General features: G+C 66.3%; 22 protein-coding genes. 12 read left to right on the top strand and 10 right to left on the bottom strand.

From position 1 onward, the window contains the following. The first annotated feature begins 99 nt into the window (after positions 1 to 99). On the top strand, positions 100 to 1,098 hold the full coding sequence (locus tag A5692_RS27800; protein ID WP_156766327.1) for an acyl-CoA dehydrogenase family protein: 999 nt from the start codon (positions 100 to 102) through the stop codon (positions 1,096 to 1,098). Beyond that, positions 1,082 to 2,257, top strand: a complete 1,176-nt coding sequence (locus A5692_RS27795) for an acyl-CoA dehydrogenase family protein (protein WP_068062898.1) — start codon at positions 1,082 to 1,084, stop codon at positions 2,255 to 2,257. Before A5692_RS27800 ends, A5692_RS27795 begins: the two co-directional genes overlap by 17 nt. A 25-nt stretch (positions 2,258 to 2,282) precedes the next feature. Here A5692_RS27795 and A5692_RS27790 read toward each other — a convergent pair whose 3' ends face one another. The 7 genes from A5692_RS27790 to A5692_RS27760 all read right to left on the bottom strand — a co-directional run bounded on the left by A5692_RS27790 (position 2,283) and on the right by A5692_RS27760 (position 7,587). Beyond that, the gene (locus tag A5692_RS27790) at positions 2,283 to 2,855 is read right to left on the bottom strand and encodes a hypothetical protein (RefSeq protein ID WP_068062892.1); all 573 of its coding nucleotides are present in this window, start codon (positions 2,853 to 2,855) and stop codon (positions 2,283 to 2,285) included. Continuing rightward, positions 2,852 to 3,709 (bottom strand): hypothetical protein, encoded by an 858-nt coding sequence (locus tag A5692_RS27785; protein WP_068062890.1) that lies wholly within the window; start codon positions 3,707 to 3,709, stop codon positions 2,852 to 2,854. Before A5692_RS27785 ends, A5692_RS27790 begins: the two co-directional genes overlap by 4 nt. 48 nt (positions 3,710 to 3,757) lie before the next feature. Further along, a complete protein-coding gene (locus tag A5692_RS27780) occupies positions 3,758 to 4,174 on the bottom strand; it encodes a hypothetical protein (protein ID WP_068062887.1) in 417 nt (138 codons plus the stop codon). A 141-nt stretch (positions 4,175 to 4,315) separates the two neighbouring features. Then, complete coding sequence (locus A5692_RS27775; protein WP_068062883.1) at positions 4,316 to 5,680, bottom strand: cytochrome P450; 1,365 nt, start codon at positions 5,678 to 5,680, stop codon at positions 4,316 to 4,318. Positions 5,681 to 5,723: 43 nt separating this feature from the next. Next, positions 5,724 to 5,924 (bottom strand): ferredoxin, encoded by a 201-nt coding sequence (locus A5692_RS27770; RefSeq protein WP_067922210.1) that lies wholly within the window; start codon positions 5,922 to 5,924, stop codon positions 5,724 to 5,726. 48 nt (positions 5,925 to 5,972) lie between these two features. Further along, entirely contained in the window at positions 5,973 to 6,848 is an 876-nt protein-coding gene (locus tag A5692_RS27765; protein ID WP_068062879.1) for a mycofactocin-coupled SDR family oxidoreductase, read from the bottom strand. 37 nt (positions 6,849 to 6,885) lie between these two features. Next, positions 6,886 to 7,587 (bottom strand): SDR family NAD(P)-dependent oxidoreductase, encoded by a 702-nt coding sequence (locus A5692_RS27760; protein ID WP_068062876.1) that lies wholly within the window; start codon positions 7,585 to 7,587, stop codon positions 6,886 to 6,888. A gap of 276 nt (positions 7,588 to 7,863) precedes the next feature. On the opposite strand from A5692_RS27760, the gene A5692_RS27755 reads away from it, so the two are divergent. The 10 genes from A5692_RS27755 (at position 7,864) to A5692_RS27710 (ending at position 20,510) form a co-directional block, all read left to right on the top strand. Next, positions 7,864 to 9,369, top strand: a complete 1,506-nt coding sequence (locus A5692_RS27755) for an aldehyde dehydrogenase family protein (protein ID WP_068062873.1) — start codon at positions 7,864 to 7,866, stop codon at positions 9,367 to 9,369. Continuing rightward, entirely contained in the window at positions 9,366 to 10,571 is a 1,206-nt protein-coding gene (locus A5692_RS27750) for a CaiB/BaiF CoA-transferase family protein (RefSeq protein WP_068062866.1), read from the top strand. The genes A5692_RS27755 and A5692_RS27750 overlap by 4 nt, the downstream gene beginning before the upstream one ends. Positions 10,572 to 10,955: 384 nt before the next feature. After that, on the top strand, positions 10,956 to 11,774 hold the full coding sequence (locus A5692_RS27745; RefSeq protein ID WP_068062863.1) for an ABC transporter permease: 819 nt from the start codon (positions 10,956 to 10,958) through the stop codon (positions 11,772 to 11,774). A 9-nt stretch (positions 11,775 to 11,783) separates the two neighbouring features. Continuing rightward, the gene (locus tag A5692_RS27740; protein WP_067922237.1) at positions 11,784 to 12,629 is read left to right on the top strand and encodes an ABC transporter permease; all 846 of its coding nucleotides are present in this window, start codon (positions 11,784 to 11,786) and stop codon (positions 12,627 to 12,629) included. Positions 12,630 to 12,648: 19 nt separating this feature from the next. After that, positions 12,649 to 13,908 carry an MCE family protein gene (locus A5692_RS27735; RefSeq protein ID WP_068062860.1) on the top strand — a complete coding sequence of 420 codons (1,260 nt, stop codon included), beginning with the start codon at positions 12,649 to 12,651 and terminating at the stop codon, positions 13,906 to 13,908. Further along, positions 13,905 to 14,927, top strand: coding sequence for an MCE family protein (locus A5692_RS27730; protein ID WP_068062857.1), 1,023 nt, complete (start codon positions 13,905 to 13,907; stop codon positions 14,925 to 14,927). The genes A5692_RS27735 and A5692_RS27730 overlap by 4 nt, the downstream gene beginning before the upstream one ends. Then, positions 14,927 to 16,045: an MCE family protein gene (locus tag A5692_RS27725; RefSeq protein WP_068062921.1), complete on the top strand. Its 1,119-nt coding sequence runs from the start codon at positions 14,927 to 14,929 to the stop codon at positions 16,043 to 16,045. The genes A5692_RS27730 and A5692_RS27725 overlap by 1 nt, the downstream gene beginning before the upstream one ends. After that, complete coding sequence (locus A5692_RS27720) at positions 16,042 to 17,472, top strand: MCE family protein (RefSeq protein ID WP_068062854.1); 1,431 nt, start codon at positions 16,042 to 16,044, stop codon at positions 17,470 to 17,472. The genes A5692_RS27725 and A5692_RS27720 overlap by 4 nt, the downstream gene beginning before the upstream one ends. Then, complete coding sequence (locus A5692_RS27715) at positions 17,469 to 18,764, top strand: MCE family protein (protein WP_068062850.1); 1,296 nt, start codon at positions 17,469 to 17,471, stop codon at positions 18,762 to 18,764. Before A5692_RS27720 ends, A5692_RS27715 begins: the two co-directional genes overlap by 4 nt. Then, positions 18,765 to 20,510 (top strand): MCE family protein, encoded by a 1,746-nt coding sequence (locus tag A5692_RS27710; RefSeq protein ID WP_068062847.1) that lies wholly within the window; start codon positions 18,765 to 18,767, stop codon positions 20,508 to 20,510. It abuts the gene before it with no gap. A 41-nt stretch (positions 20,511 to 20,551) separates the two neighbouring features. On the opposite strand, the gene A5692_RS27705 is transcribed toward A5692_RS27710, so the two are convergent. The 3 genes from A5692_RS27705 to A5692_RS27695 form a co-directional block, all read right to left on the bottom strand. Continuing rightward, positions 20,552 to 21,073 (bottom strand): hypothetical protein, encoded by a 522-nt coding sequence (locus tag A5692_RS27705; protein ID WP_068062844.1) that lies wholly within the window; start codon positions 21,071 to 21,073, stop codon positions 20,552 to 20,554. Between the two features lie 134 nt (positions 21,074 to 21,207). Continuing rightward, a complete protein-coding gene (locus A5692_RS27700; protein ID WP_068062842.1) occupies positions 21,208 to 21,783 on the bottom strand; it encodes a hypothetical protein in 576 nt (191 codons plus the stop codon). Next, complete coding sequence (locus A5692_RS27695; RefSeq protein ID WP_068062920.1) at positions 21,780 to 22,580, bottom strand: hypothetical protein; 801 nt, start codon at positions 22,578 to 22,580, stop codon at positions 21,780 to 21,782. Before A5692_RS27695 ends, A5692_RS27700 begins: the two co-directional genes overlap by 4 nt. Positions 22,581 to 22,746 lie beyond the last annotated feature (166 nt).

Here is a 22,746-nt window from a genome sequence, read left to right as displayed (position 1 = left end):
CGTCGCCAGGAAGGGGGTGGGGTCGGTCGCGTGCCCCAATTCTTCGAGCACGATGGCCAATTCGACGGCGCTGGCGGGGTCGTTCAGCTCGGTCCAGCCCTGGTCCACATACGACTTCCACAAGGGACGGGGGTCGACGCCGTCCTCGGCCACGCCGCGGACCAGTGCGGGCGGGCACTGCTTGGCGACGGCGTCGCGAACGGTCTTCTGCCACAGCCGTTGATCGGCGTCGAACTCCAACAGCATGAAGGCCGCCTCCCTGTCATCACCGCCAGCGCCGTCGAATTGGCCATCGTGCTCGAAGAATTGGGGCACGCGACCGACCCCACCCCCTTCCTGGCGACGATGAGCCAGTTCGCCCCGTTGGTGGGTGAGCAGTTCGATCCGCACGAGTCGGGCACCGCCGTCTACGGCGGGGTGGCGGCGCACCGGGACGCCGAGGGTTGGGTGTTGGACGGTACGGCGCGGCATGTCCTCGACGGCGACCGCGTCGACCGCCTGGCGGTGGCGACCGATGCCGGAGTTTTCCTCACCGCGTCCAACCAGGTGTCCGCGCGTCGCGTCGCGGTCTTCGACCCCGTCTTGCACGTCGCCGACCTGTCGTTCTGCGAAGTCCGGGTACCCGATAGCGCCCGGCTCGCCGTCGACTCCGAGCGCGCGCACCATATGGCGCTGACGGGCATGGCGATCACCATGGTCGGCGCGTGCCAGCGCATCCTGGATCTGGCGCTCGAACACGTCCGCAGCCGTCAACAATTCGGTGTGCCGATCGGCTCGTTCCAGGCCGTCCAGCACAAGGCCGCGGACATGCACGTCGCCATCGAAAGGGCCCGGGCCCTGGCCTACTTCGCGGCGCTGACGATCGCCGCCGACGATCCCCGCCGCCGGCTCGCCGCGGCCATGGCCAAGGCGTCGGCAGGGGAGTGCCAGTCGCTGGTATTCCGGCATGGTCTACAGCTCCATGGCGCAATGGGATTCACGTGGGAGAACGATCTGCAGTTCGCGCTGAAGCGCGCCAAGGCCGGTGAGTTGATGCTCGGCGGCGCCGCCGAGCACCGGGCGCGCATCGCGGAGGAGTACCGTGCAGTTGACTTTTGATTCCGACGTCGAGGCGTTTCGGGCGGAGTTCGCGGCCTTCCTCGACGAAAACCTGCCCCCCGCAAGCGAAACGCGCGAGCGACCTCGTTCGGTATCCCATATGCCGCAGTGGGCACGCGACTGGCAGCGGCTGTTGTTCGACAACGGCTGGCTGCTGCCGAGCCAGCCAGCGGAGTTCGGGGGCCGTAACGCGACGATCATTCAGCAGTTCGTCTACCTGGAGGAGCTCAGCCGACGCCGGATCTACCACAGCTTCAACCCGCAGGGCGTGAACATCGTTGCGGCGTCGCTGTTGTCGTTCGGCAGCGAGGAACAGAAGCGGCGCTGGGCGGTACCGATCCTGCGGGCCGAGATCACCGCATCGCTGGGAATGAGTGAACCCAGCGCGGGCTCTGACCTGGCGTCGTTGCGCACCCGCGCCGTGCTGGACGGCGATCACTTCGTGGTCAACGGGCAGAAGGTGTGGACTTCGGGTGCCCACGACGCCGACGTCTTGCTGACGTTTGTGCGCACCAACCCGGATGCGCCCAAGCACAAGGGGATCAGCGCGCTGATCATCCCCACCGACACCCCGGGAGTCGTGCGCCGGCCGTTCCCGTCGATCTGTGGCGCCGATGACCTGGATTTCAACGAGGTGTTCTTCACCGACGCTCGGGTACCCGCGGAGAATCTGGTCGGCGAGCTCGACCAGGGCTGGCGGGTTGCCAACGGGTCGCTGGGGCACGAACGCACGATGATGTGGCTGGGTTTCGCCGACCGACTCGACAACATGATCGACGACTTCCATCCCGGCGCCGAGGTCGAGCGCGACCAGTACGCCAGCACCATCATGGACAAGCAGGCGCTGCGCCTGCTGGGCTCGGTGGCCTTGGCCCGCGCCGCGCGCGGCGAAGACGACGTGGCGGCGATCTCGGTGCTCAAGCTGCTCGGGTCCGAGGCCGAGCTGCGCGCGATGGAGCTCGCACTGACGTCGGCGGGAGCCGACGGGCTCGTTCACCCGGGCCTGACCGGGCCCTATGCGCACATGAACCTCGACCACTATTTCGCGAGCTGGTTCGAGCGTTACGCCCGCAGCTTTTCCGGGACGATCGCCGGGGGCACCTCGGAGATCCAGCGCAACATCATCGCCCAACGGGTGCTCGGGCTGCCGCGCGGTTAGTTCCCTTGCCGAGGGAACCGGGTCGCTAGACCGGGTCGAATTTGGTGATCAGCCAGGCGCCGTTGACGCGGCTCAAACTCACCAGCACGCTGCTGGACGCCATCGCCGGGTCCGGGTTGTCCTTACTGGTAGTGCTCTGGTCGACCAGCACCAGCACGACGGCCGAATTCGGATGTAGCTCCGAGACCGCGGCCCCGATCACCCGGGCGCTGGTTTTCAGCGACTTCTGTTTGGCCGCCGGAGCGACGATCTGCTCGGTGAACTGGTTGTAGTACGACAGGAAATCACCGGACAGGTGCGACTTTGCGGCGGCGAAGTCTTTGTCGAGCGTGTCGGGCGAGTACGACAGCAAAGCGACCGTTCCGTCGGACGCGGCAGTGACGACCGCGTTCGCGACGCCGGCGTCGGTTTGTTTATCGGGCCGGTACTGGGTGAGGTACAGCCACGTCGCCACGCCACCGGAGATCAGCAGGAGCGAAAGCAGAAGAACCGGAACGACTTTCACCTTGGGTCGCACCCGGCGGTTGCCACGTCCACTGTCTTCGGTCTGGTCGGCAGAGCCGTCGGCGACGTCGATGTCGCGGTTTTCCTCGCTCACGGAACGAACTCCAGTTTGGACATCTTGTATTGCCCGCCGTCGTCTGTGACGGTCACCTTGAGCCGCCAATTGCGCGGCTCGTCTTTGGCGCCCGCGGCGTTGCTGATCCGCGATGACGCCGCGACGAGCACCAACGCGGAATTCCCCTCGATGGATTGCACGGCCGCCGCATTCACGGTTCCCTGAGTCACCACCTTGGACTGCTCGACAACGGTCGTGAAATCTTTCGCGCGCTGCTGGAAGTCGTCCCTGAACTGGCCGGTCGAGCTGTCGATCACCCGCTGGACGTCCTCCTTGGCCCGGTTGAAGTCCATCGAGAACATGTTGACGACACTCTGTTTGGCCCCCGCGATGAAGTTCGCGGTGCGCTGATTGCGCTCGGTGGTCTCATGACGTTCCCACATCATGTACCCACTGGCCGCGACGAAGACGCAGATGAGCACGATGACGGCCGCTTTCCACGTCACGGACCACGCCGGCAGCCGCACGCGTCGCCGCGAGCGGGCCGGCTCGGATTCCGACTCCTCCTTTTCCGGGGTTTCGCCGGAGACTTCTTCGGCGGTCTCCGCTGCGCCGGTGGCTTCGGCAGCGTCGGCGACGTCGTCTTCGGCCTCTGCTTCCGCGGTTTCGGTCGCGTCCTCGTCGGCGTCCGGGGCTGCCTCGGCGTTGTTGGCCTGCGCCTCTTCCTCCGCTTGGGCCTGCGCTTCACGCCGCAGCCGGGCGGCACGGGCGCGGGCGCGCGCCGCGGCCGCCAGTGCTTCCGCCTCGGCCGCTTCGGCCTCGGCCTCCTCGAGCAACGCCTTCACGTCGGCTTTAGAGGTGGCCGAATCTTGCGGTTCCTTCGCCTCAGCCATTGCGCTTACTGCCCGTCACTTTCCTGATCGACTGACTCCGGGTCGCGGCTACCATCGCACGAGCGAAAACGGATAGCTGGCGGTGCCCCCCGGTCCGCCACCGCAGCCGGTGTCGAACGTCGAGTCAACCTGACCCGCCATTGTCACCGAATCCCATGAGTAAACGTCATGCGAGGGAAAGAACTGGACCACGCAGCGCACACCGTCGGGGACGTCAACGGCCATGGTGTAGCGGCCGTTGGACAGATGTGCGTCTGACTTCCAGGGCGCCGCTTGCCCATTGGGTTGCGGAATCGCTTGGATCGTCAGGCATTCCGGCCCTTGATCGTATCTGCACGGTCGGATCGCCCAAATCCAGATGTGGCCGGGATCCCGGTTGGTGTCCACCCGGTAGTTGCCGACCTGGATGTCCGCGTGGGCGGTCGGCGCGACGGTCAGCGCGGCCGTGGCAAGCGCAAGGCTCACTGCGAAAGTCTTCACCGATGCGTCTCCCGTCTCTGCGCACGCGCCTGGCCTGAATATAGAGCGCGCCCACGCTGAACAGGCGTACTCGGAGAAATTGGCGCGGTCAACGACGGCCCTCCTCCCGCGTAGCGACGCCGGATGTCAGTCGATGACGGCGGCTTCCTTGCGTTCGGTGATCGGCCTGGCGAGTTCCTGCTCGTCGACAATGCGCTGCAGCTTCTCCAGCGTCTCGTCCAGGCCGGCCCCGATCTTGCGGCCGGGGGCGAAGGTGGCCGGCAGCTTGCGCATGCCCTGGATGACGCCGATGGTCTCGTAGTGGATGGTGCCCTCGCGGTCGCAGCGATAGTCCGGCATCCGGTCGAGGACCGCGGTGAGCATGGACTTGAACACGGTGCGTGCCACATTGGATCCGATACACCGGTGCACGCCGAGTCCGAAGCTGAAGTGCCGGTTGCCTTTACGGTCGAGGACGATGTCGTCGGGGTCGTGGAACACCGCGGGGTCGCGGTTGGCCATCGCCCAGGAGATCCACAGCCGCTCGCCCTCCTTGAACCGGGTGCCGTCGAGTTCGACGTCGTCGGAGAACGTCCGGCCGTCGCCGGGGGCCGGAGTGAAGTAGCGCAAGAACTCCTCGGTCGCCGGGTCGAGCAGCGTTTTGCGTTCCCTGCTGAGCAGGTCGCGTTGCTCGGGGTGCTCGGAAAGCCACTCCAACGAATGGGCGGTCAGGGCGGTCGTGGTGTCGAACCCGCCGCCGATGACCAGGCCGAGGTTGCCCAGGATTTCCAAGTCCGGCGCCGGCTCCCCGTCGATGCGCATCTGCAGCAGGGCATTCACGATTCCCGGCCGCGGGTTCTCGCGGATCTCGAGCATGTTGTTCACCATGTCGAGACCCATCTGCTTGTGCATTTCGGTGACGCGCTCGATATCGGGGGAGTGTTCGGGCGTGTACACCGCGGCATGGACCGGCTCGCTGTACATGTTCCACTTCTTCAGCGGGATGCCCATCATCGCCAACGTCAGAACGGCCGGAACGACGTTGGCCAAGTCATCGACGAAGTCGATGCTGCCACCCTCGATCTTCTCGTCGAGGCAGGCGCGCGTCACGTCGTCGATGAACGGCTCCCAGCGCTTGACCGCCGCCGGCGACAGGTAGGGGTTGAGCACGGTGCGGTAGATGCGGTGCTCGGGGTCGTCCATCTCCAGGATGCCGCCGCGCACGGCGCTGACGCGGCTGGCGGTCGGGATCGAAATGCCTTTGTAGCCACGGCGTTCGCCGTGGATGTCGTGGTCGTTGGACACGGCGGGGCAGCGGGCCAGCTCGAAGACCTCGTGGCTGCCGGCCGCCACCCAATGGCCGCCGTAGGTGTCACTCCACGCCATCGGGCACTTGGCGTGCATCTCCCGGGTGATCGCCGTGAACTGCGACCGGTACTCCGCGGAATGCCGATCGAAGTCATACCGATTCTTCATGCGGTCGCTGTCGCTGACGACGTCGTCGACACTCAAAGCTCTGTCTCCCTGCGTATCTCGTCGGTCAACCGGGCGCGGTTCAGGCGTCTTCGGTGATGATGATGGCCTGCTCCGGGCAGGACTGGGCGGCTTCACGAACCTGGTCCTGCCGATCGGCGGGCACCACCTCGTCGACCGCGGACGAACTGCCGTCGATGTCGCTGAGCCGAAACGACTCCGGCGCGATCATCGCGCACAGGGTGTGGCCCTGGCAGCGCTCTGGATCAACCCAGACCTTCACGGTGTCTCCTTGCGTGGTTCGTGGCGGGGCTCGAGTTGGGGCGCTTCTTTAGTTGTGGTAGTCGTACCACTTCAGATAGCCGCCGGCGTCGACGCGCAGCTGCATGCCCGTGACGTACCTGGCCTCGTCGGAGGCCAACCACAGCACGGCGTTGCTGATGTCTTCCGGTTCGACATAGGGAATCCTCATCGCCTGTTGCACGCCGAACACGGGCTCGGCATCCGCCCGGGTCGGGTGTTCGAGATCCGGCCGGAACGAGCGGTACATCGGCTTGCTCTGCAGCATGGGGGTGTTGGTGTTCGTGGGGTGCACGACGTTGGCGCGAATTCCCAACGGCGCCAGCTCGGTTGCCAGGTCGTGCACGTAATGCGCGATCGCGCGCTTGGAGTGCACATAGGCCATGCCGCCAGGGTCGTTACCCGGGACGTCCTTCTTGGCGGTATCCATCAGCGCCGCAGTGGATCCGGTGGCGATGATCGAGGCCCCGGTCCGCAGGTGCGGCAGCGCGACCTGGATGGCGTTGATGGTGCCGATCAGGTTGGTGTTGATCACGTCGCACCACGCCTGCAGCGGCGGCTCGCCCTTCATGCCGGCGACTCCGGCCTGCGCCACCACGATGTCGAGGTGACCGAACTCGGCGAGCCCGGTGTCCAGCGCGTCGCGCAGTTGTGCGGCGTCACGCACGTCGGCGCGGGCGGTCACGACGGCCTGGCCGGTCTTCTCCACGAGCCGTGCGGTCTCGTCGAGATCCTCAGGCGCGGCCATCGAGTAGCCGATGGCGTCGATGTCACAGCACAGGTCGACGGCGATGACGTCGGCGCCTTCCTCGGCCAATCGCACTGCGTGGCTGCGGCCCTGGCCGCGGGCCGCGCCGGTCACCAAGGCGACCTTGCCCTGCACGCGCCCGTGTGCGCCGTCTCCCACCGATTCTCCTTCCGATTGGTCGCCGAAGACCGGTGTCTCAGGTGTTGCGACCGCCGTTGACGCCCAATAGCTGACCGGTGATGTAGCCGGCCTCGTCGGACACCAGGAAGGCGCATGCCGCCGCGATGTCCTCCGGCTTACCCATCCGGCGCACCGGGGTCCGCGCGATGGTCTCGTCAATGTCGCCCAGGAAGCCGTTCTTCGCCGCGGCGCGCAGCATGGGGGTGTCGATGAAACCCGGTGGCACCGCGTTCACCGTGATGCCGGCGGGGCCGTACTCGAGCGCCAGGGATTTGGTGAGCCCGTTGACCGCGGACTTGGCCGCGACGTAATGGCTCATATAGGGCGCGCCGGAATGGGTGCTCGACGAGGAGATGTTGACGATCCGCCCCCACTTCGCCTCGATCATGTCGGGCAACACCGCCTGAATGGTGTGGAAGACGCCGTTGAGGTTGACGTCGATCACCCGCTGCCAGTCCTCGAACGTGATGTTGGTGAAGCGTTTGAACCCGTCCAGGCCCGCCGCGTTGACGAGGACAGTGACGGGGCCCAGCTGGGCGCGGATCGCCGCGAAGGCGGCGTCCAGCTGCGACCGGTCGGTGACGTCGGCGGTGAAGCAGTGGTCGCCGTCCGACGGTCGGAGATCGATCGTGGCGACGTCGAGGCCGTCGGCTCGCAGCCGTTGTGCGACGGCAAGACCGATGCCGGATCCGCCACCGGTGACCACCGCAGTCTTCACGTTGAGGCCTCTACTCCACAGGTGACCGTCTCAGTCACAAAGAATCACGCTTACAATTATGAGAACCCTACTCTCACGGGGGATCGGGTTGCAACATACCCGGGAAACCCTGTTTGGCCTGCGTCAAACTGTGCGTCCCCGGCAATCGCTGGCGCTCGCGTCGCTGGTCAGCGGCCCGCTCTCATTCCTGGGAGTTTCTTGAATTATCGAGAGTCGAATGTAAGATTCGCCGCGGAAGAGAATCAAATTATCGTAACCGTCACCAGGGGGTACGGAATGCCTGCCCAGGACACGGCAGAACCCGCCGCGGATGCCGCGCCTGGGTCACACGTCGATCGCCGACTCTTGATCGGTGGCAGGTTGGTCACCGCCGACGAAACGTTCCCGTCGATCAATCCCGCCACCGGCGAGGTGCTCGGGCGCGCGCCGGACGCCGGCGCCGGGCAGGCCGAAGCCGCGATCGCGGCGGCCCGGGCCGCGTTCGACACGACCAGCTGGCCGACCGACGTCGAGCTGCGCATCCGCTGCCTCGACCAGCTGCATCGGGCGCTGATCGACCATGCCGAAGAGTTGCGTGAGCTGACCATCGCCGAGGTCGGCGCCACCCGAGCCCTGACGCACGGCGCCCAGCTCGACGAGCCCATCGGCATCGTGCGGTTCTACGCGGATCTGCTGCGCAGCTACCGGTTCTCCGAGGACCTCGGGGAGAAGGAGTCGCGCGGCATGCTCCATCACCGCTGGGTGGAAAAGGAAGCCGCCGGCGTGGTCGCGGCGATCATCGCCTACAACTACCCCAACCAGCTGGCGTTGGCGAAGCTCGCCCCCGCCCTGGCCGCGGGGTGCACCGTGGTCCTCAAGGGCGCGCCGGACACACCGTTGGTCACGCTGGCGCTCGGTGAGCTGATCGCCGAACACACCGACATGCCCGACGGTGTGGTGAACGTGATCAGCTCCTCGGGCCCCGAGGCGGGCGAGGCGCTGACCACCAGCCCCGACGTCGACGTCGTTACCTTCACCGGATCGACGGCGGTGGGGCGCAAGATCATGGCCGCCGCCAGCGGAACGGTCAAGCGCGTGTTTCTGGAGCTGGGGGGCAAGTCGGCGGCCATCATGCTCGACGACGCGGACTTCGCCGGCGCGGCGACGTTCGCGGCGTTCAGCATGGTGACCCACGCGGGGCAGGGGTGTGCCCTGACGTCGCGGCTGCTGGTGCCCAGGTCGCACCACGACGAGATCGTCGAGCTGATCGCGCAGAACTTCGCCCACGTCCGACACGGCGACCCCGCGGATCCGAAAACCTACATGGGCCCACTGATCAACGAGCGCCAGCGCGACAAGGTGGACGGCATGGTTCAGCGCGCCGTCGCCGCGGGCGCGACGTTGGTCACCGGCGGCAAGCGGCTGGACCCGGGCTACTTCTATGCGCCGACGCTGCTCACCAATGTCGATCCCGACAGCGAGATCGCGCAGGAGGAGATCTTCGGGCCGGTGCTGGTCGTGATCGCGTTCGACGATGACGACGACGCCGTGCGCATCGCCAACAACTCGATCTATGGCCTGGCGGGTGCCGTCTTCAGCCGTGACGAGGACCGTGCGCTCGCGGTGGCGCGCCGGATCCGGGCCGGCTCCTTCTCGATCAACGGCGGCAACTACTTCGGCGCGGACAGCCCGTTCGGGGGCTTCAAGCAATCGGGGGTGGGCCGAGAGATGGGCGTGGCCGGTTTGGAGGAGTTCTTGGAGAGCAAGACGTTTGCGGTGCCGGCGCCGGGAGCTCCGGCGTGAGGCCGCTGGAGGGCATCCGCGTCCTGGAGGTCGCCATGTACGGGTTCGTCCCGTCGGCGGGCGCCGTGCTCGCCGAGTGGGGCGCCGACGTCGTCAAGGTCGAGCACGCGGTGACCGGCGATCCGCAGCGGGGCCTGCGACAGACCGGCATGCTGCGCGTCGAAGGCGACCCCAACCCCAACATCGAACACGCGAACCGCGGCAAGCGCAGCATCGGGCTGGACATGTCGGTGCCCGAGGGCAAGGAAGTGCTCTACGAGCTGGCCCGCCGGTCGGACGTGTTCCTGACCAGCTTCCTGCCGGGCGCGCGCCAGAAGTTCGGGATCGACGTCGACGACATTCGGGCGCTGAACCCGCAGATCATCTACGCGCGTGGAAGCGCGCTCGGTCCGCGCGGCGAGGAGTCGGTCAAGGGCGGCTACGACATGACCGCGTTCTGGTGCAGGGCCGGAACCGCCGCGACCATCACGCCGGCGGGGATGCCGGGGATGATCGCGCCGCCCGGGCCCGCCTACGGCGACACCATCTCCGGCACGAATCTCGCGGGCGGCATCGCGGCGGCCCTGCTCAAGCGGGAACGCTCCGGCGAGGCGTCCGTCGTCGACGTGTCGCTGCTCGGTAGCGGCCTGTGGTCGATGGGGCACACGGTCGCCCTGACGAACCACCTGGGCCAGCGGCTTGAAGCACCGCCGCCCGGTGTGCACGGGGCTCCCAACAACCCGTTGGTCGGGCTCTACACCACGTCCGACGGACGCTACATCTCCTTCGTGATGATGCAGCCCACCAAGTTTTGGGCCGACGTGTGCCGGCACGTCGACCTGCCGGAGCTGGCCGACGACCCGCGCTTTGCATCGGTGGAGAAGATCGCCGCCAACACGGCGGAGGCGGTGGAGCTGCTGACCAAGGCCATCGCAACCCGCACGCTGGCCGAGTGGAGCGAACGCTTCGCCACGCTGGCCGGTCCCTGGGCGCCCGTCCAGGACACCCTGCAGGCCGCCAAAGACGCGCAGGTCCGTGCCAACGAGTACATCGTGCAGGCAGGCGAACTCGAGTTGGTCGCGAACCCGGTCCAATTCGACGTCGCGGCCCCACAGACCGGGCCGGCGCCCGGATTCGCCGAGCAGACGGACGAGATCTTGCTGGAACTCGGGCTCGACTGGGACCGCATCATCGAACTCAAGACGGCCGGCGCCGTCACTTAGGACCGGAGGTCTCGTCGATGTTCGAGCCGACCCTAGCGGCTGTGGCGGCACGTTCGCCCCGGGTAAGCGGACTGCTGATTGCTTGTCGGATAACGGTTATGCGTTTTCCGTTCCGTCCGGACCCGGCATGAGTCATAATCGCCGGACGCTTCAAGACATGGGGCCCCACGTTTTGGAGCGTCGACTCACGCGACAGAACGGAGGTCCTGGCGTGAGGATGGACAGCGCTGTCATGCCCGGGTCAGGTGCCGGATTCCGGCCGCCCACAAGGCGTTTCGTCGTCGTCAGCACGCCTTCATGGTCCCCGGTTCAGCCAAATCTACAGCAGTCAGTACGCGGGAACAAGACTGTCGGTCTCGTAACTCAGGAAAGGGTTTGAGGCCGATGGCAGCCACGGGCGCAGACCGCTGGTCAGCGGGATTGCCGCAGCTGAAACTGAAATGGGACATCTCGGGGCCCATGCAGGCCGTCGGGGCGTTGTTCGCCATGTCGGCCGATGCGGTCAAATTCTTGTTCCGCCGGCCGTTTCAGTGGCGAGAGTTCCTGGAGCAATCCTGGTTTGTCGCGCGGGTGTCGCTGGCCCCCACGTTGTTGGTGGCGATCCCGTTCACGGTCCTCGTCAGCTTCACGCTCAACATCCTGCTGCGCGAACTGGGCGCGGCGGATCTCTCCGGTGCGGGCGCCGCGTTCGGCGCGGTCACCCAGCTCGGACCGCTGGTCACGGTTTTGATCGTGGCGGGTGCGGGCGCAACGGCAATGTGTGCCGACCTGGGCGCGCGAACCATTCGCGAAGAAATCGACGCGATGGAGGTGCTCGGCATCAACCCGGTGCAACGGTTGGTGACCCCGCGCATGCTGGCGTCCGGATTGGTCGCCTTCCTGCTCAACAGCCTCGTCGTCATCATCGGCGTCCTTGGCGGTTACGTCTTTTCGGTCTTTGTGCAAGACGTCAATCCCGGCGCGTTCGCCGCGGGTATCACCCTGCTCACCGGCGTGCCCGAGGTGATCATTTCCTGCGTCAAGGCAGCGCTTTTCGGCCTCATCGCCGGCTTGGTCGCCTGCTATCGGGGCCTGTCGATCACCGGCGGCGGCGCCAAGGCCGTTGGCAACGCGGTGAACGAAACCGTGGTCTATGCCTTCATGTCCCTGTTCGTCGTCAACGTGGTCGTCACCGCGATCGGCATCAAGATGACGGCGAAGTAGGGACGGCCAATGGCGCTGAGGGCCGCATATCCGCGATTTTTCCGCCAGCTGGAGAGGCCGGTCGCCTCGCTGGGCCGGATCGGCGACCACACCCTGTTCTACGGCAAGGCGCTCGCCGGGGTGCCCTTCGCGGCCACCCATTACACGCGCGAAGTCGTTCGACTCGTCGCCGAGATCAGCATGGGCGCGGGCACTTTGGCGATGATCGGCGGAACCGTGGTGATCGTCGGCTTCCTGACCCTGGCGGCGGGCGGCACCCTGGCGATCCAGGGGTACACCTCGCTGGGCAACATCGGCATCGAAGCGCTGACGGGTTTTTTGTCCGCATTCATCAATGTGCGCATCGCGGCGCCGGTGGTCGCCGGGATCGGTCTGGCGGCCACCTTCGGCGCGGGCGTGACCGCTCAGCTGGGTGCGATGCGGATCAACGAAGAAGTCGATGCTTTGGAGAGCATGGCCATCCGGCCGGTTTCCTACCTGGTGAGCACCAGGATCCTGGCGGGAATGATGGCCATCACGCCGTTGTACGCCATCGCCGTGATCCTGTCGTTCGTGGCCAGTCAGTTCACCACGACGTTCCTGCTCGGGCAGTCGCAGGGCTTGTATCAGCACTACTTCAACACGTTCCTGAACCCGATCGACTTGTTGTGGTCGTTCCTGCAGGCCATCCTGATGGCGCTCACCATCCTGCTGATCCACACCTACTACGGCTATTTCGCGTCGGGGGGGCCGGCCGGCGTCGGCAATGCGACCGGCAATGCGGTGCGCACCTCGCTCATCGTCGTGGTGTCGGTAACGCTGTTGGTCTCGCTGTCTATCTACGGTACGAACGGCAACTTCAACCTGTCCGGTTAGCGAAGGAGGTGGAACGGCAGTGACGCAGAGTGTGCCAGCGGGTCGCGCGGTCGCCGGCCGACCCCCGCGCTCCGGCCATGCCCGGCCGCCGGCCGGTCGAAATTATCTGCCGCCCCTGCTGGGGCTGATCACTGTCGTCATCATCTGCCTGATCGTCGCCATGGCGGTGGGTCTGTTTCAGGGGTCTTTCACCGAATCCGTGCCGGTGACCGTGATCTCGCAACGCGCCGGCCTGGTGATGAACCCGGACGCGAAGGTCAAGATGCGCGGCGTGCAGGTGGGCAAGGTCGCGTCGGTCGAATCGCTGCCCAACGGCCAAGCCGCCATCCACCTGGCGATGGACCCCTCGCAGTTGCGCTTCATCCCCAGCAACGTGCTCGTCGACATCGCGTCATCGACGGTATTCGGCGCGAAGTCCGTCCAACTGGTCGAACCTGACCAACCCTCGGCCCAGCGGCTGCACGCCGGCCAGATGCTGCAGGGCCAACACGTGATGGTCGAAATCAACACCGTATTCCAGCAATTGGTGTCGGTCCTGTCGCACATCGACCCGCCGAAGCTCAACGAGTCGCTGGGTGCGCTCGCACAAGCATTCAGTGGGCGGGGCCCACAGCTCGGCCAGTCGCTGAGCGACCTGGACTCGTTTCTGGCCAGGCTGGAACCGAGCCTCCCCGCTTTCAGGCATGACCTCTCGGTTTTGCCGGTGGTGGCCAACGCCTATGCCGACGCGGCACCGAACCTGGTGAAGACCGCGTCCAACGCGACGCGGATCAGCAAGACGCTGGTCGACGAGCAACACAACCTGGACGCGCTGCTGATCAGCGCGATCGGCTTGGCCGACATCGGCAACGACGTCCTGTCGACGAACCGCCAACGGCTGACGGATGCGCTGCACCTGCTGGTGCCGACCACCGATCTGACCAACGAATACCACGAGGTGTTCACCTGCGGGTTCGGTGGGCTGATCAACATCGCGCACGGTCCGCCGCTGTCGGAACCGAGCATCAACATCTCGGCGAGCCTCACCTGGGGCGGCGAACGTTATCGGTATCCGACGAACCTGCCCAAGGTTGCGGCGACCGGCGGCCCGCAGTGCATGGGTCTGCCGAACCTGCCGTTCAACACGCATCCGAAGCAATTCATCACCGACATCGGCGCCAACCCGGTGGGGTACGGAAACCCACAAGTGCTGATCAACTCCGACCTCCTCAAACAGCTGTTGTACGGACCGATCGCCGGGCCGCCACGCAACTCCGCCCAGGTCGGGATGCCCGGATGAGAACGCGGGCCACGCTGATAAAGTTCGCGATCTTCGCGGTCGTGATGGCGATGCTGACCGCCTTCCTGTTCTTCATCTTCGGCCAATACCGGACGGGTGCGACCAACGGGTATTCGGCGGTGTTCACCGACGTGTCGCGTCTCAAGGCGGGGCAGTCGGTGCGAGTCGCCGGCATCCGGGTCGGCACGGTCAACAGCGTTTCGCTGCAGCCGGACAAGAAAGTCGTGGTGCAGTTCGACGCCGACCGCAGCATCGTCCTCACCGAGGGCACCAAGGCGGCGGTGCGCTACCTGAACCTGGTGGGCGATCGCTACCTCGAACTCGTCGATGGTCCGGGTCCGACCAAGCGCTTGTCGGCCGGTGGCCAGATCCCGGTCAACCGCACAGCGCCGGCGTTTGACCTCGATCTGCTGCTCGGCGGACTGAAACCCGTTACGCAGGGCCTGAATGCGCGCGACGTCAACGCGCTGACCTCGGCGTTGCTGCAGGTCTTCCAGGGGCAGGGCGGAACCCTCGAGTCGCTGTTCGCCAAGACGACGTCGTTCTCGAATGCCTTGGCGGACAACGATCAGACCGTGCAACAACTGATCGACAACCTCAACATCGTGATCGGCACGATCTCCAAGGACGGCAACAAGTTCTCCGGGGCGATCGACCGCCTCGAGCAACTCGTCAGCGGGCTGTCGGACGACCGCACCACCATCGGCTCCGCCATCGACGCCCTGGACAGGGGAACCGCCTCGCTGGCCGATCTGCTGAGTAGCGCGCGTCCGCCCCTGTCGGGCACCATCGACCAGTTGAATCGGCTGGCGCCGATTCTCGATAACGACAAGGACCGCCTGGACGCCGCAATCGGCAAGGCGCCCAAGAACTACCGCAAGCTGGTCCGGCTCGGCGCGAACGGCGCCACCATTCCGTACTACCTCTGCCAGTTGGAACTGCGCGGCACGGATCTTCAGGGTCGGACGGTGAAAGCCCCGATATTCAGGTCAGACGCGGGAAGGTGCACGGAACCCTGATGCTCAAGTATCGCGGAACTGGCCTTGTCAAGGCGGGACTGATCGGCGTCGTCCTGGCGGTGATGGTCATCCTCGTCGGCCTGTCGCCCGACCGGTTCATCGCGTGGGCGACGATGGTCAGGTACCAGGCGCTGTTCACCGAAGCCGGCGGCCTTGCGACGGGCAACCCCGTGATCGTGTCGGGCGTGAAGGTCGGCACGGTGTCGGATGTGAAGCTGCACCGCGGCGACGCGCTGGTGACGTTTGCGATGAAGGGCAACGTCCTGCTCGGTTCCGAGACGTCCGCGCACATCCGCACCGGCACACTGCTGGGCGAGCGGATGCTGACGCTGGAGTCCGCCGGCAGCGGCGCGTTGCACCCGATGGCGCTCATCCCGGTCTCGCGCACGTCTTCGCCGTACTCGCTGACCGAAGCGGTCAGCGACTTGACAACCGACACCGCCGGAACGGACACCACGGCGCTGAATCGGTCGTTGGACACGCTCGCGGCGACGCTCGACCAGATCGCGCCTCAAATGGGGCCGGCCTTCGACGCGCTCACCCGGTTGTCGCGCACGCTCAATAGCCGCAACAAGAACCTGGGCGAGCTGTTCAAGAGCGCCGGCGACGTCACCGGCGTCCTCTCCGAACGCAGCCAGCAGGTCAACAAACTCATCCTCAACTCCGACTCCCTGCTCCAGGTGTTGGTGGCGCGCCGGCAAGAGATCGTGGACCTGCTGGCCAACACGTCGGCGGTGGCCAAACAGCTGACGGCACTGGTGCACGACAACGAGAGCAAGCTGGCACCGACGCTGGAGAGGCTGAATTCGGTGACCGCCATGCTGCAGAAGAACCGCGACAACATCAGCAAAGCGCTGCCCGGGCTGAAGAAATTTCAGATCACGGTCGGCGAGGGCATCTCCAGCATGTACGCCTATCAGGCCTTCGTACCGAACTTCCTTGCCCCCCAACTGTTCCAGCCGATCATCGACTACCTGTGGGGATTCCGCACCTTCGACACCTCGAAGGGTCCCGGCTATCCTTCGCCGTTGCCCAGGTCGCTGACTCCCTGGCCGTACAACGGTATTCCGGTGTGCCCTGGCTGCACGTTGGGCGGCAGGATCGGAGGATCGCAATGACCTCCCGGATCCCCCGCAACAGGTTGACGGCCGTGGCGGCGGTTGTCCTGGTCGGGCTCGTCGTTGCCGGCGCCGCCGTACTCGTCCGCAACGCGGTCTTCGGCCCGAAGACGATCACCGCCTACTTCACCACCGCCACCGCGATCTATCCCAATGACGAGGTGCGGGTATCGGGTGTCAAAGTCGGCAACATCAAATCCATTCAGCCGCAGGGCACCCAGGCCAAGATGACTTTGAAGGTCGACCGCGACGTGCCGATTCCGGCGGACGCGAAAGCCGTGATCGTCGCCTCGAACCTGGTGGCTGCCCGTTACGTCCAGCTCTCGCCTGCCTATCGGGACAGTGGACCGGTCATGCCCGACGGGGCCGTGATACCGGTCGAACGGACCGCGGTCCCGGTCGAGTGGGACGAGGTGAAAGCCCAGTTGATGCGGCTGGCGACGGATTTGGGGCCCAAGAGTGGTGTGTCGGGCACGTCGGTGGGCCGGTTCATCGACAGCGCCGCCAACGCGCTCGACGGCAACGGCGACAAGCTGCGCCAGACACTGGCCCAACTGTCAGGAGTGGGCCGCATCCTCGCCAACGGTAGCGGCAACATCGTCGACATCATCAAGAACCTGCAGACCTTCGTCGGCGCGCTGCGCGACAGCAACGTCCAGATCGTGCAGTTCAACGACCGCCTGGCCACCCTCACCAGCGTGGTCAACGACAGCAGATCCGACCTGGACGCGGCGCTGACCGACCTGTCGACGGCCGTCGGCGAGGTGCAGCGCTTCATCGCCGGGACGCGCAACCAGACCAGCGAGCAGATCGCCCGGTTGGCCGATGTCACACAGGTTTTGGTCGATCAGCACATGGATCTGGAGAACATTTTGCACGCGGCGCCGAACGCGCTCGGCAACTTCTTCAACGACTACAACGCCGACACCGGAACCATCGTCGGCGGGTTCGGCATCATGAACTTCGCGAACCCCACCTTCTCGGGTTTGATGGTTCCGCTGCCCGTGCCGGGCTGCACCGCACTCGGCGCCATCGAGAACGTCACTGCCGTTGAATCGGGCAAGCTGTGCTCGCTGTTCCTCGGTCCCGGGTTGCGCGTGCTCAACTTCAACAACCTGCCGATCCCCATCAACATCTTCCTGCAGAAGTCGGTGGACCCGTCCAACATCCTTTACAGCGAGCAGCGCCTGGCACCCGGCGGCGAGGGCCCGAAACCCGGACCGCCCGAGATCCCGCCCGCGGTGTCGGCCTACACCGGCCTGCCCGGTGATCCGGTCGGACCGCCGGGGGCGGTGCCGCCCGCGCGGATACCGGGCGCGGCGATGCCGCTGCCGCCCCCGCCGAGCACGCCGGAGGTGCCACCACCGCCGCCACCGGCGCAGAGCGCGTCAGACATGCTGCTGCCGGCCGATCGGCCACAACAATGATCGCCGGGGTGGCGGCGCGCCGGGTGTTCGCCGTGGGCTGTTGCGTGGTGCTGACGGCGACGGGATGCGCGTTCCACGGCCTGAATTCACTGCCCCTGCCGGGCGCGGTCGGACGCGGGCCGGGGGCCAACATCTACCACGTGGAGCTGCCGAATGTCGGCACCATGGAGTCGAATTCGCCGGTGATGATCGACGATGTCGTCGTCGGCAGTGTCGGCGCGATGAGGGTGAAAGGCTGGCACGCCGACGTCGAGATCTCGGTGAAGCGCGATGTCGTCGTCCCGGCCAACGTGGTGGCCACCGTCGGTCAGACCAGCCTGCTGGGGTCGATGCATGTGGAGCTCAATACGCCGCTCGGCCAGCAGGGCAGTGGACGGCTGCAACCGGGCGCCACCATCCCGCTGAGTCGCTCATCGGCCTACCCGTCGACCGAGCAGACGCTGTCGTCGCTGGGGGCGGTCGTCAACGGCGGCGGGCTGGGACAGATCGGGGAGATCATCCACAATTTCTCCGCCGCCCTGTCCGGGCGCGAGGGCGCGGTGCGTGATCTGATCACCCGCCTCGACACGTTCGTCGGAACGCTGGACGACCAGCGGGACAACCTCGTCGATTCCATCCAGGCGCTGAACCGGCTTGCCGCCACGTTCGCCGACCAGCGCGACGTCCTCACCCAGGCGCTGCAGAAGATACCGCCCGCGCTCGATGTGCTGATCAAGGAGCGCCCACGGCTCACGGCCGCCCTGGACAAACTGCGCGTCTTCAGCAACACCGCCACCCGGTTGGTCAACGACACCCAGGCCGACCTGGTCAAGAACCTCAAGAATTTGGAGCCGACCATCCGCGCGCTCGCCGACGTCGGACCGGAGCTCGGCACGGCGGTCGCGGCCGGGTTCGTGTTCCCGTTCACCCAGAACTTCGTCGACCGTGCGGTGCGGGGCGATTACTTCAACCTGCACGTCGATCTGGACTTGTCGATTCCACGGCTCAAGCGAGGCCTGATGCTGGGAACCCACTGGGGGCAGCTGGACCAGCCGCTGGTACCGGCGCCAGGCGACCCGTATTACCTGCAATACACCCACGATCCAATGCATGACCCGGTGCGGCCGCCGTGGGTCGACCCGGCCAGCCTCCCTCCGCTGCCCGGGCCCCCGCCGGGTGCTGCCCCGCTGCCCGGGCCGCCGCCGACCGCTGCCCCGCTGCCCGGGCCGCCGCCCGCCGCGGCACCGCAGCCCGATGCGGCTGTGGGTCAAACACCGCCGCCGGCAACGGCACCGACGGAAGGTGGCGGGTAGATGCTGACGCGCTTCGTCCGGATCCAGCTGGCGGTGTTCGCGATCGCCGGGACCGTTGGCGTGATCGCGATGGTCCTCTTCTACATCCAAGCGCCGACCCTGCTGGGAATCGGCCGGATGACGGTGACACTGGAGCTGCCGGCCACCGGCGGCCTGTACCGGTTCTCCAACGTGACCTACCGCGGGGTTCAGCTCGGAAAGGTGACGTCGGTGGGCCTGACCCCGACGGGCGCGAAAGCGACGCTGTCGCTTAGCACTTCACCGAAGGTTCCCGCGGACCTGACCGCGGAGGTGCTGAGCGTCTCCGCGGTGGGTGAACAGTACGTGGACCTGCGGCCCAAGACCGATTCGCCGCCCTACCTGCACGACGGTTCGGTGATCGCCGCGCGCGACACCACGATTCCGCAGCCGGTCGGGCCGATGCTCGACCAGCTCAATGCCTTGGTCCAAAGCATCCCGAAGACCAAACTCGGCCAATTGCTCGACGAGTCCTTCCAGGGCTTCAATGGATCCGGTTACGACCTTGGGTCACTGATCGATTCGTCGCAGACGTTGTCCCGCGACGCCAACGGCGTCGTCGATCGCACCCGGGCCCTCACCGAAGACACCGGTCCGCTCCTGGATACCCAGGCGCGCACCACCGATTCGATCAGGACGTGGGCGCGGAGTTTCGCCGGCATCTCGGATGTGCTGGTGAACAACGACTCCCACTTCCGCACCATTCTGCAAAACGGGCCCGAGGCGGCGAACGAAGCGTCGCGGCTTCTCGCCCAAATCAAACCGACGCTGCCGGTGTTGCTCGCCAACCTGACCACCATCGGTCAGATCGGCGTCACCTACCACCCCTCGCTGGAGCAGCTGCTGGTGTTGCTGCCGTCGGCGGTCGCCATCGAGCAGGCCGCCGCGGCGCCGAACCATCCCGAGGGCACGGCCCAGGGCGACTTCGCGCTCACGATCGACGATCCGCCGATTTGCACGGTCGGCTTCATGCCGCCCAACACGTGGCGATCCCCGGACGACCTCACCGACATCGACACACCCGACGGGTTGTATTGCAAGCTCCCGCAGGATTCGCCGATCGGGGTTCGCGGCGCCCGCAACTACCCGTGTATGGGCCACCCGGGCAAGCGCGCCCCCACCGTCGAAATCTGCAACAGCGACAAGCCGTACATGCCGTTGGCGATGAAACAGCACGTCCTCGGTCCCTACCCGCTTGACCCCAACCTGCTCGCTCAGGGCGTCCCGCCCGACGACCGGGTGACCGTCAACGACAGGATCTTCGGCCCGGTGGAGGGAACTCCGCTGCCGCCGGGGGCGGTGCCGCGAGGTTCGCCGGCGGGGCCGCGGGGCGAGAATCCGCCACCGGGCACGGTTGGAGCGGCAGTTCCGCCCGTGCCGTCGTCGGGACCGCCCCCGCTGGCGCCGATGTCGCGAATGTCGGCAGACCTTCCGCCCATAGCGCCACTGGACGTCCCTGCCGCCGGGGAACTTCCCCCGCCGCCGGCCGCGCCCGCGGTGTCCACTCCTCCCGATGCCGCGCCCCCCGACGCGGCCGCGGGCGGCGGGCCGCAGGCCGCGCCAAGCTCATTCAACGGCGGGGCCGGAAAGCAACGGCCGTCCGTCACCATCGCCCGGTATGACCCGCGCACGGGTCGTTATGTCGGTCCGGACGGAAAGCTGTACCAGCAGTCGGATCTGGTTGCTCCGAAGGCGCCCAAGACGTGGCAGGACATGCTTCCCACCTGAAGCCGCCTCGGGCCGCGGAAGTAAGTGAGTGGAACGGCCGGTCAGCCTATTTTGTCCAGGCGCAACGGCATCGCGATATCAAGCCACTGGTTTTGCCCGCAGGCACCGGACGGGCCGACCGTCTTGTCTTTTCCGGCGTAGGTCGACGAGCCGAGCTGATATCCGCCGTATTCGTTCACCGGGTAGAAGTAGAAGGTCTGCTGCCCGGTGAACGCGGTGCCGTCCTCACACCGCTCCCAGTCCCGCACTTCGCGTTTGACCTTCCACATCTCCCCGTCGTTCATGTACAGGGGAGCGCTCCATCCCTGGTCGCTGGTCACCGTGCCGTGGCATTCCTGGAACGTGACGCACGTCGAGCTGATGGTCCAGGTCTGAACGACCGTCGGCTCGCCGAAGTACTGATCGTTCCGCTGGGCCCAATCGCCGATGGACGTGGCGCGGAACGTTCCGTTGACGGCCACTTCTTCCTTGGTCGTTGCCCGCGCGATGGATGCCGTGCTCAAACCGCCGAAAGCGGTGGCAGCGACCAGCGTTACGGCGGTGAGTGGTCGAACTGAACGCATCAGGTACTCCTCGACCCGCTTCGATTAACCGACACTATTAATGCGGTATCGACATTCCGTGCGGCTTTTCGTGCAATGAGATTAACACCGCTTCGGCTCCGACAAAATGGCGATTGAACCGAAATGGCAAGCGGTCACGACAGCGGATCCAACTTCGAAATCAGCCAGGACCCCTTGACCTTCGTCAGCGTCACCCGGGCGCTGTTCGCGGTCGTTTGTGGTTGTGGCTTCTCCGCGCTGGTCGCGGTCTGGTTGACGAATACCAGCACGACCGCGGAATCCGGGTGCAGCTCCGAAACGGCCGCCCGGATCACCTGGGCTGTCTCCGTGACGTGCTTCTGCTGTGCCAGCGCGGCGATCTGCTCTGTGAATTTGGTGTAGTAGGCGAGAAAATTGCCGGTGAGATATGACTTCGCCTTGGCGAAATCGCGGTCGAGGTTGTCGGGAGCGTACGACAGCACGGCCACGGATCCCTCTGACGCCGCCCGGATTGCCCGCTGCGCCGCCGCCTCGGAGACCTGCTGATCCGGCCGGTACAGGACGAAATACAGGCTGGCGGCGACACTCATCGCCGCAACGACCAACACCGTCGCGACTATCGAACGCCACCTCGCGACACACCGGCCGATCCAGCGTTTGGTTGCGGCCGGTCCGCCGGTGCGAGCCGGCCCCGGCGAGGAGGGTGAAGACGAACCACGCTCGACAGTCATTGCAAGAAATCGACTTTCGACATTTTGAGCTGGCCGCCGTCCCGCGCGAGGGCAACGCTGATCCGCCACACGACGGGTGGCCGATGCGTGTTGTCCGCATTGGTGACGTCGGATTTCGCTGCGACAAGCACAACCGCCGAATTGTCGCTCATCGACTCGACCGCGACGGCTTCGACGGTGGCCTTGCTGCTGACCTTCGATTCCTCCGTCTGTTTGGCCATGATGGCTGACATCGCAGACATCTGGGCCTTGAAGTCACCCGTGGACTCGTCGATGATGCGCTGGTAGTCGTCCCTGGCATGGTTGGCGTCAATCGACATCAGTGCCGTGATCCGTTGCCGCGCTGCGGCAGTGAATTCCGCCGCGAGCTGTTGTCTGTGCACGGTGGCCCGGTGCTGCCACACCATGTAACCGGTCGCCGCGAGAGAGGCGGAGACCAGCACGACGCCGACGGAGGCGGCAGTTGTTTTGCGGGACGGGCGTCGGAGCCACCGCGGTCGCCTCGGGAGCCGCGGCATCCGCAGTCGTGCCCGGATCGACTTTGCCTGGCGCTGCGCGACATCGGGGGAAGCGGTGTCGTCGTGCGCCTCCCCGGTTTCGGCTGCCGCGCGCAGCCTTGCGAGGCGCGCGGCAGCCGCCGCCGCCCGCGCTTCGGCCTCGGCGACTTCGTCTTCCGCGTCCGGGATGGGCGCGATGGCGCCGGCATCGGCCGCTGAGCGCGACCGTGGTTCTTCGGGATCGGTCACGTCCGCCGGGCCGCCGCACTGGTCGGCGTTAGGCCCCTCCGGTTCGTGCACGGAGAAGGAGCTTATCACCTGGACCGGTGTCAACGGCGTCATCGGTCAGCCGCAATCGTGGCTTCCACATGCGGAAATGCGTGCCTCCCGGGTGACGACGCGAAGCCTCGCCGGCGCGCCCCGGCGCCGGCGCCCGCGGGGCTCGGCCGATCTTCTCCAACCAGGA

This window comes from Mycobacterium sp. E342, assembly GCF_001667665.1.
Lineage (GTDB): Bacteria > Actinomycetota > Actinomycetes > Mycobacteriales > Mycobacteriaceae > Mycobacterium.
Note: the sequence above shows the minus strand (reverse complement) of the source record. Positions and strands in the feature narration are given on the sequence as shown.

Excerpts from the sequence above, each read along its gene's own strand:
- A5692_RS27785 (WP_068062890.1), bottom strand. The coding sequence starts at position 3,709 with ATGGCTGAGGCGAAGGAACCGCAAGATTCGGCCACCTCTAAAGCCGAC.
- A5692_RS27745 (WP_068062863.1), top strand. The coding sequence starts at position 10,956 with ATGGCAGCCACGGGCGCAGACCGCTGGTCAGCGGGATTGCCGCAGCTG.
- A5692_RS27715 (WP_068062850.1), top strand. The coding sequence starts at position 17,469 with ATGATCGCCGGGGTGGCGGCGCGCCGGGTGTTCGCCGTGGGCTGTTGC.
- A5692_RS27740 (WP_067922237.1), top strand. The coding sequence starts at position 11,784 with ATGGCGCTGAGGGCCGCATATCCGCGATTTTTCCGCCAGCTGGAGAGG.
- A5692_RS27720 (WP_068062854.1), top strand. The coding sequence starts at position 16,042 with ATGACCTCCCGGATCCCCCGCAACAGGTTGACGGCCGTGGCGGCGGTT.
- A5692_RS27755 (WP_068062873.1), top strand. The coding sequence starts at position 7,864 with ATGCCTGCCCAGGACACGGCAGAACCCGCCGCGGATGCCGCGCCTGGG.
- A5692_RS27700 (WP_068062842.1), bottom strand. The coding sequence starts at position 21,783 with ATGACTGTCGAGCGTGGTTCGTCTTCACCCTCCTCGCCGGGGCCGGCT.
- A5692_RS27725 (WP_068062921.1), top strand. The coding sequence starts at position 14,927 with ATGCTCAAGTATCGCGGAACTGGCCTTGTCAAGGCGGGACTGATCGGC.
- A5692_RS27730 (WP_068062857.1), top strand. The coding sequence starts at position 13,905 with ATGAGAACGCGGGCCACGCTGATAAAGTTCGCGATCTTCGCGGTCGTG.
- A5692_RS27705 (WP_068062844.1), bottom strand. The coding sequence starts at position 21,073 with ATGCGTTCAGTTCGACCACTCACCGCCGTAACGCTGGTCGCTGCCACC.
- A5692_RS27710 (WP_068062847.1), top strand. The coding sequence starts at position 18,765 with ATGCTGACGCGCTTCGTCCGGATCCAGCTGGCGGTGTTCGCGATCGCC.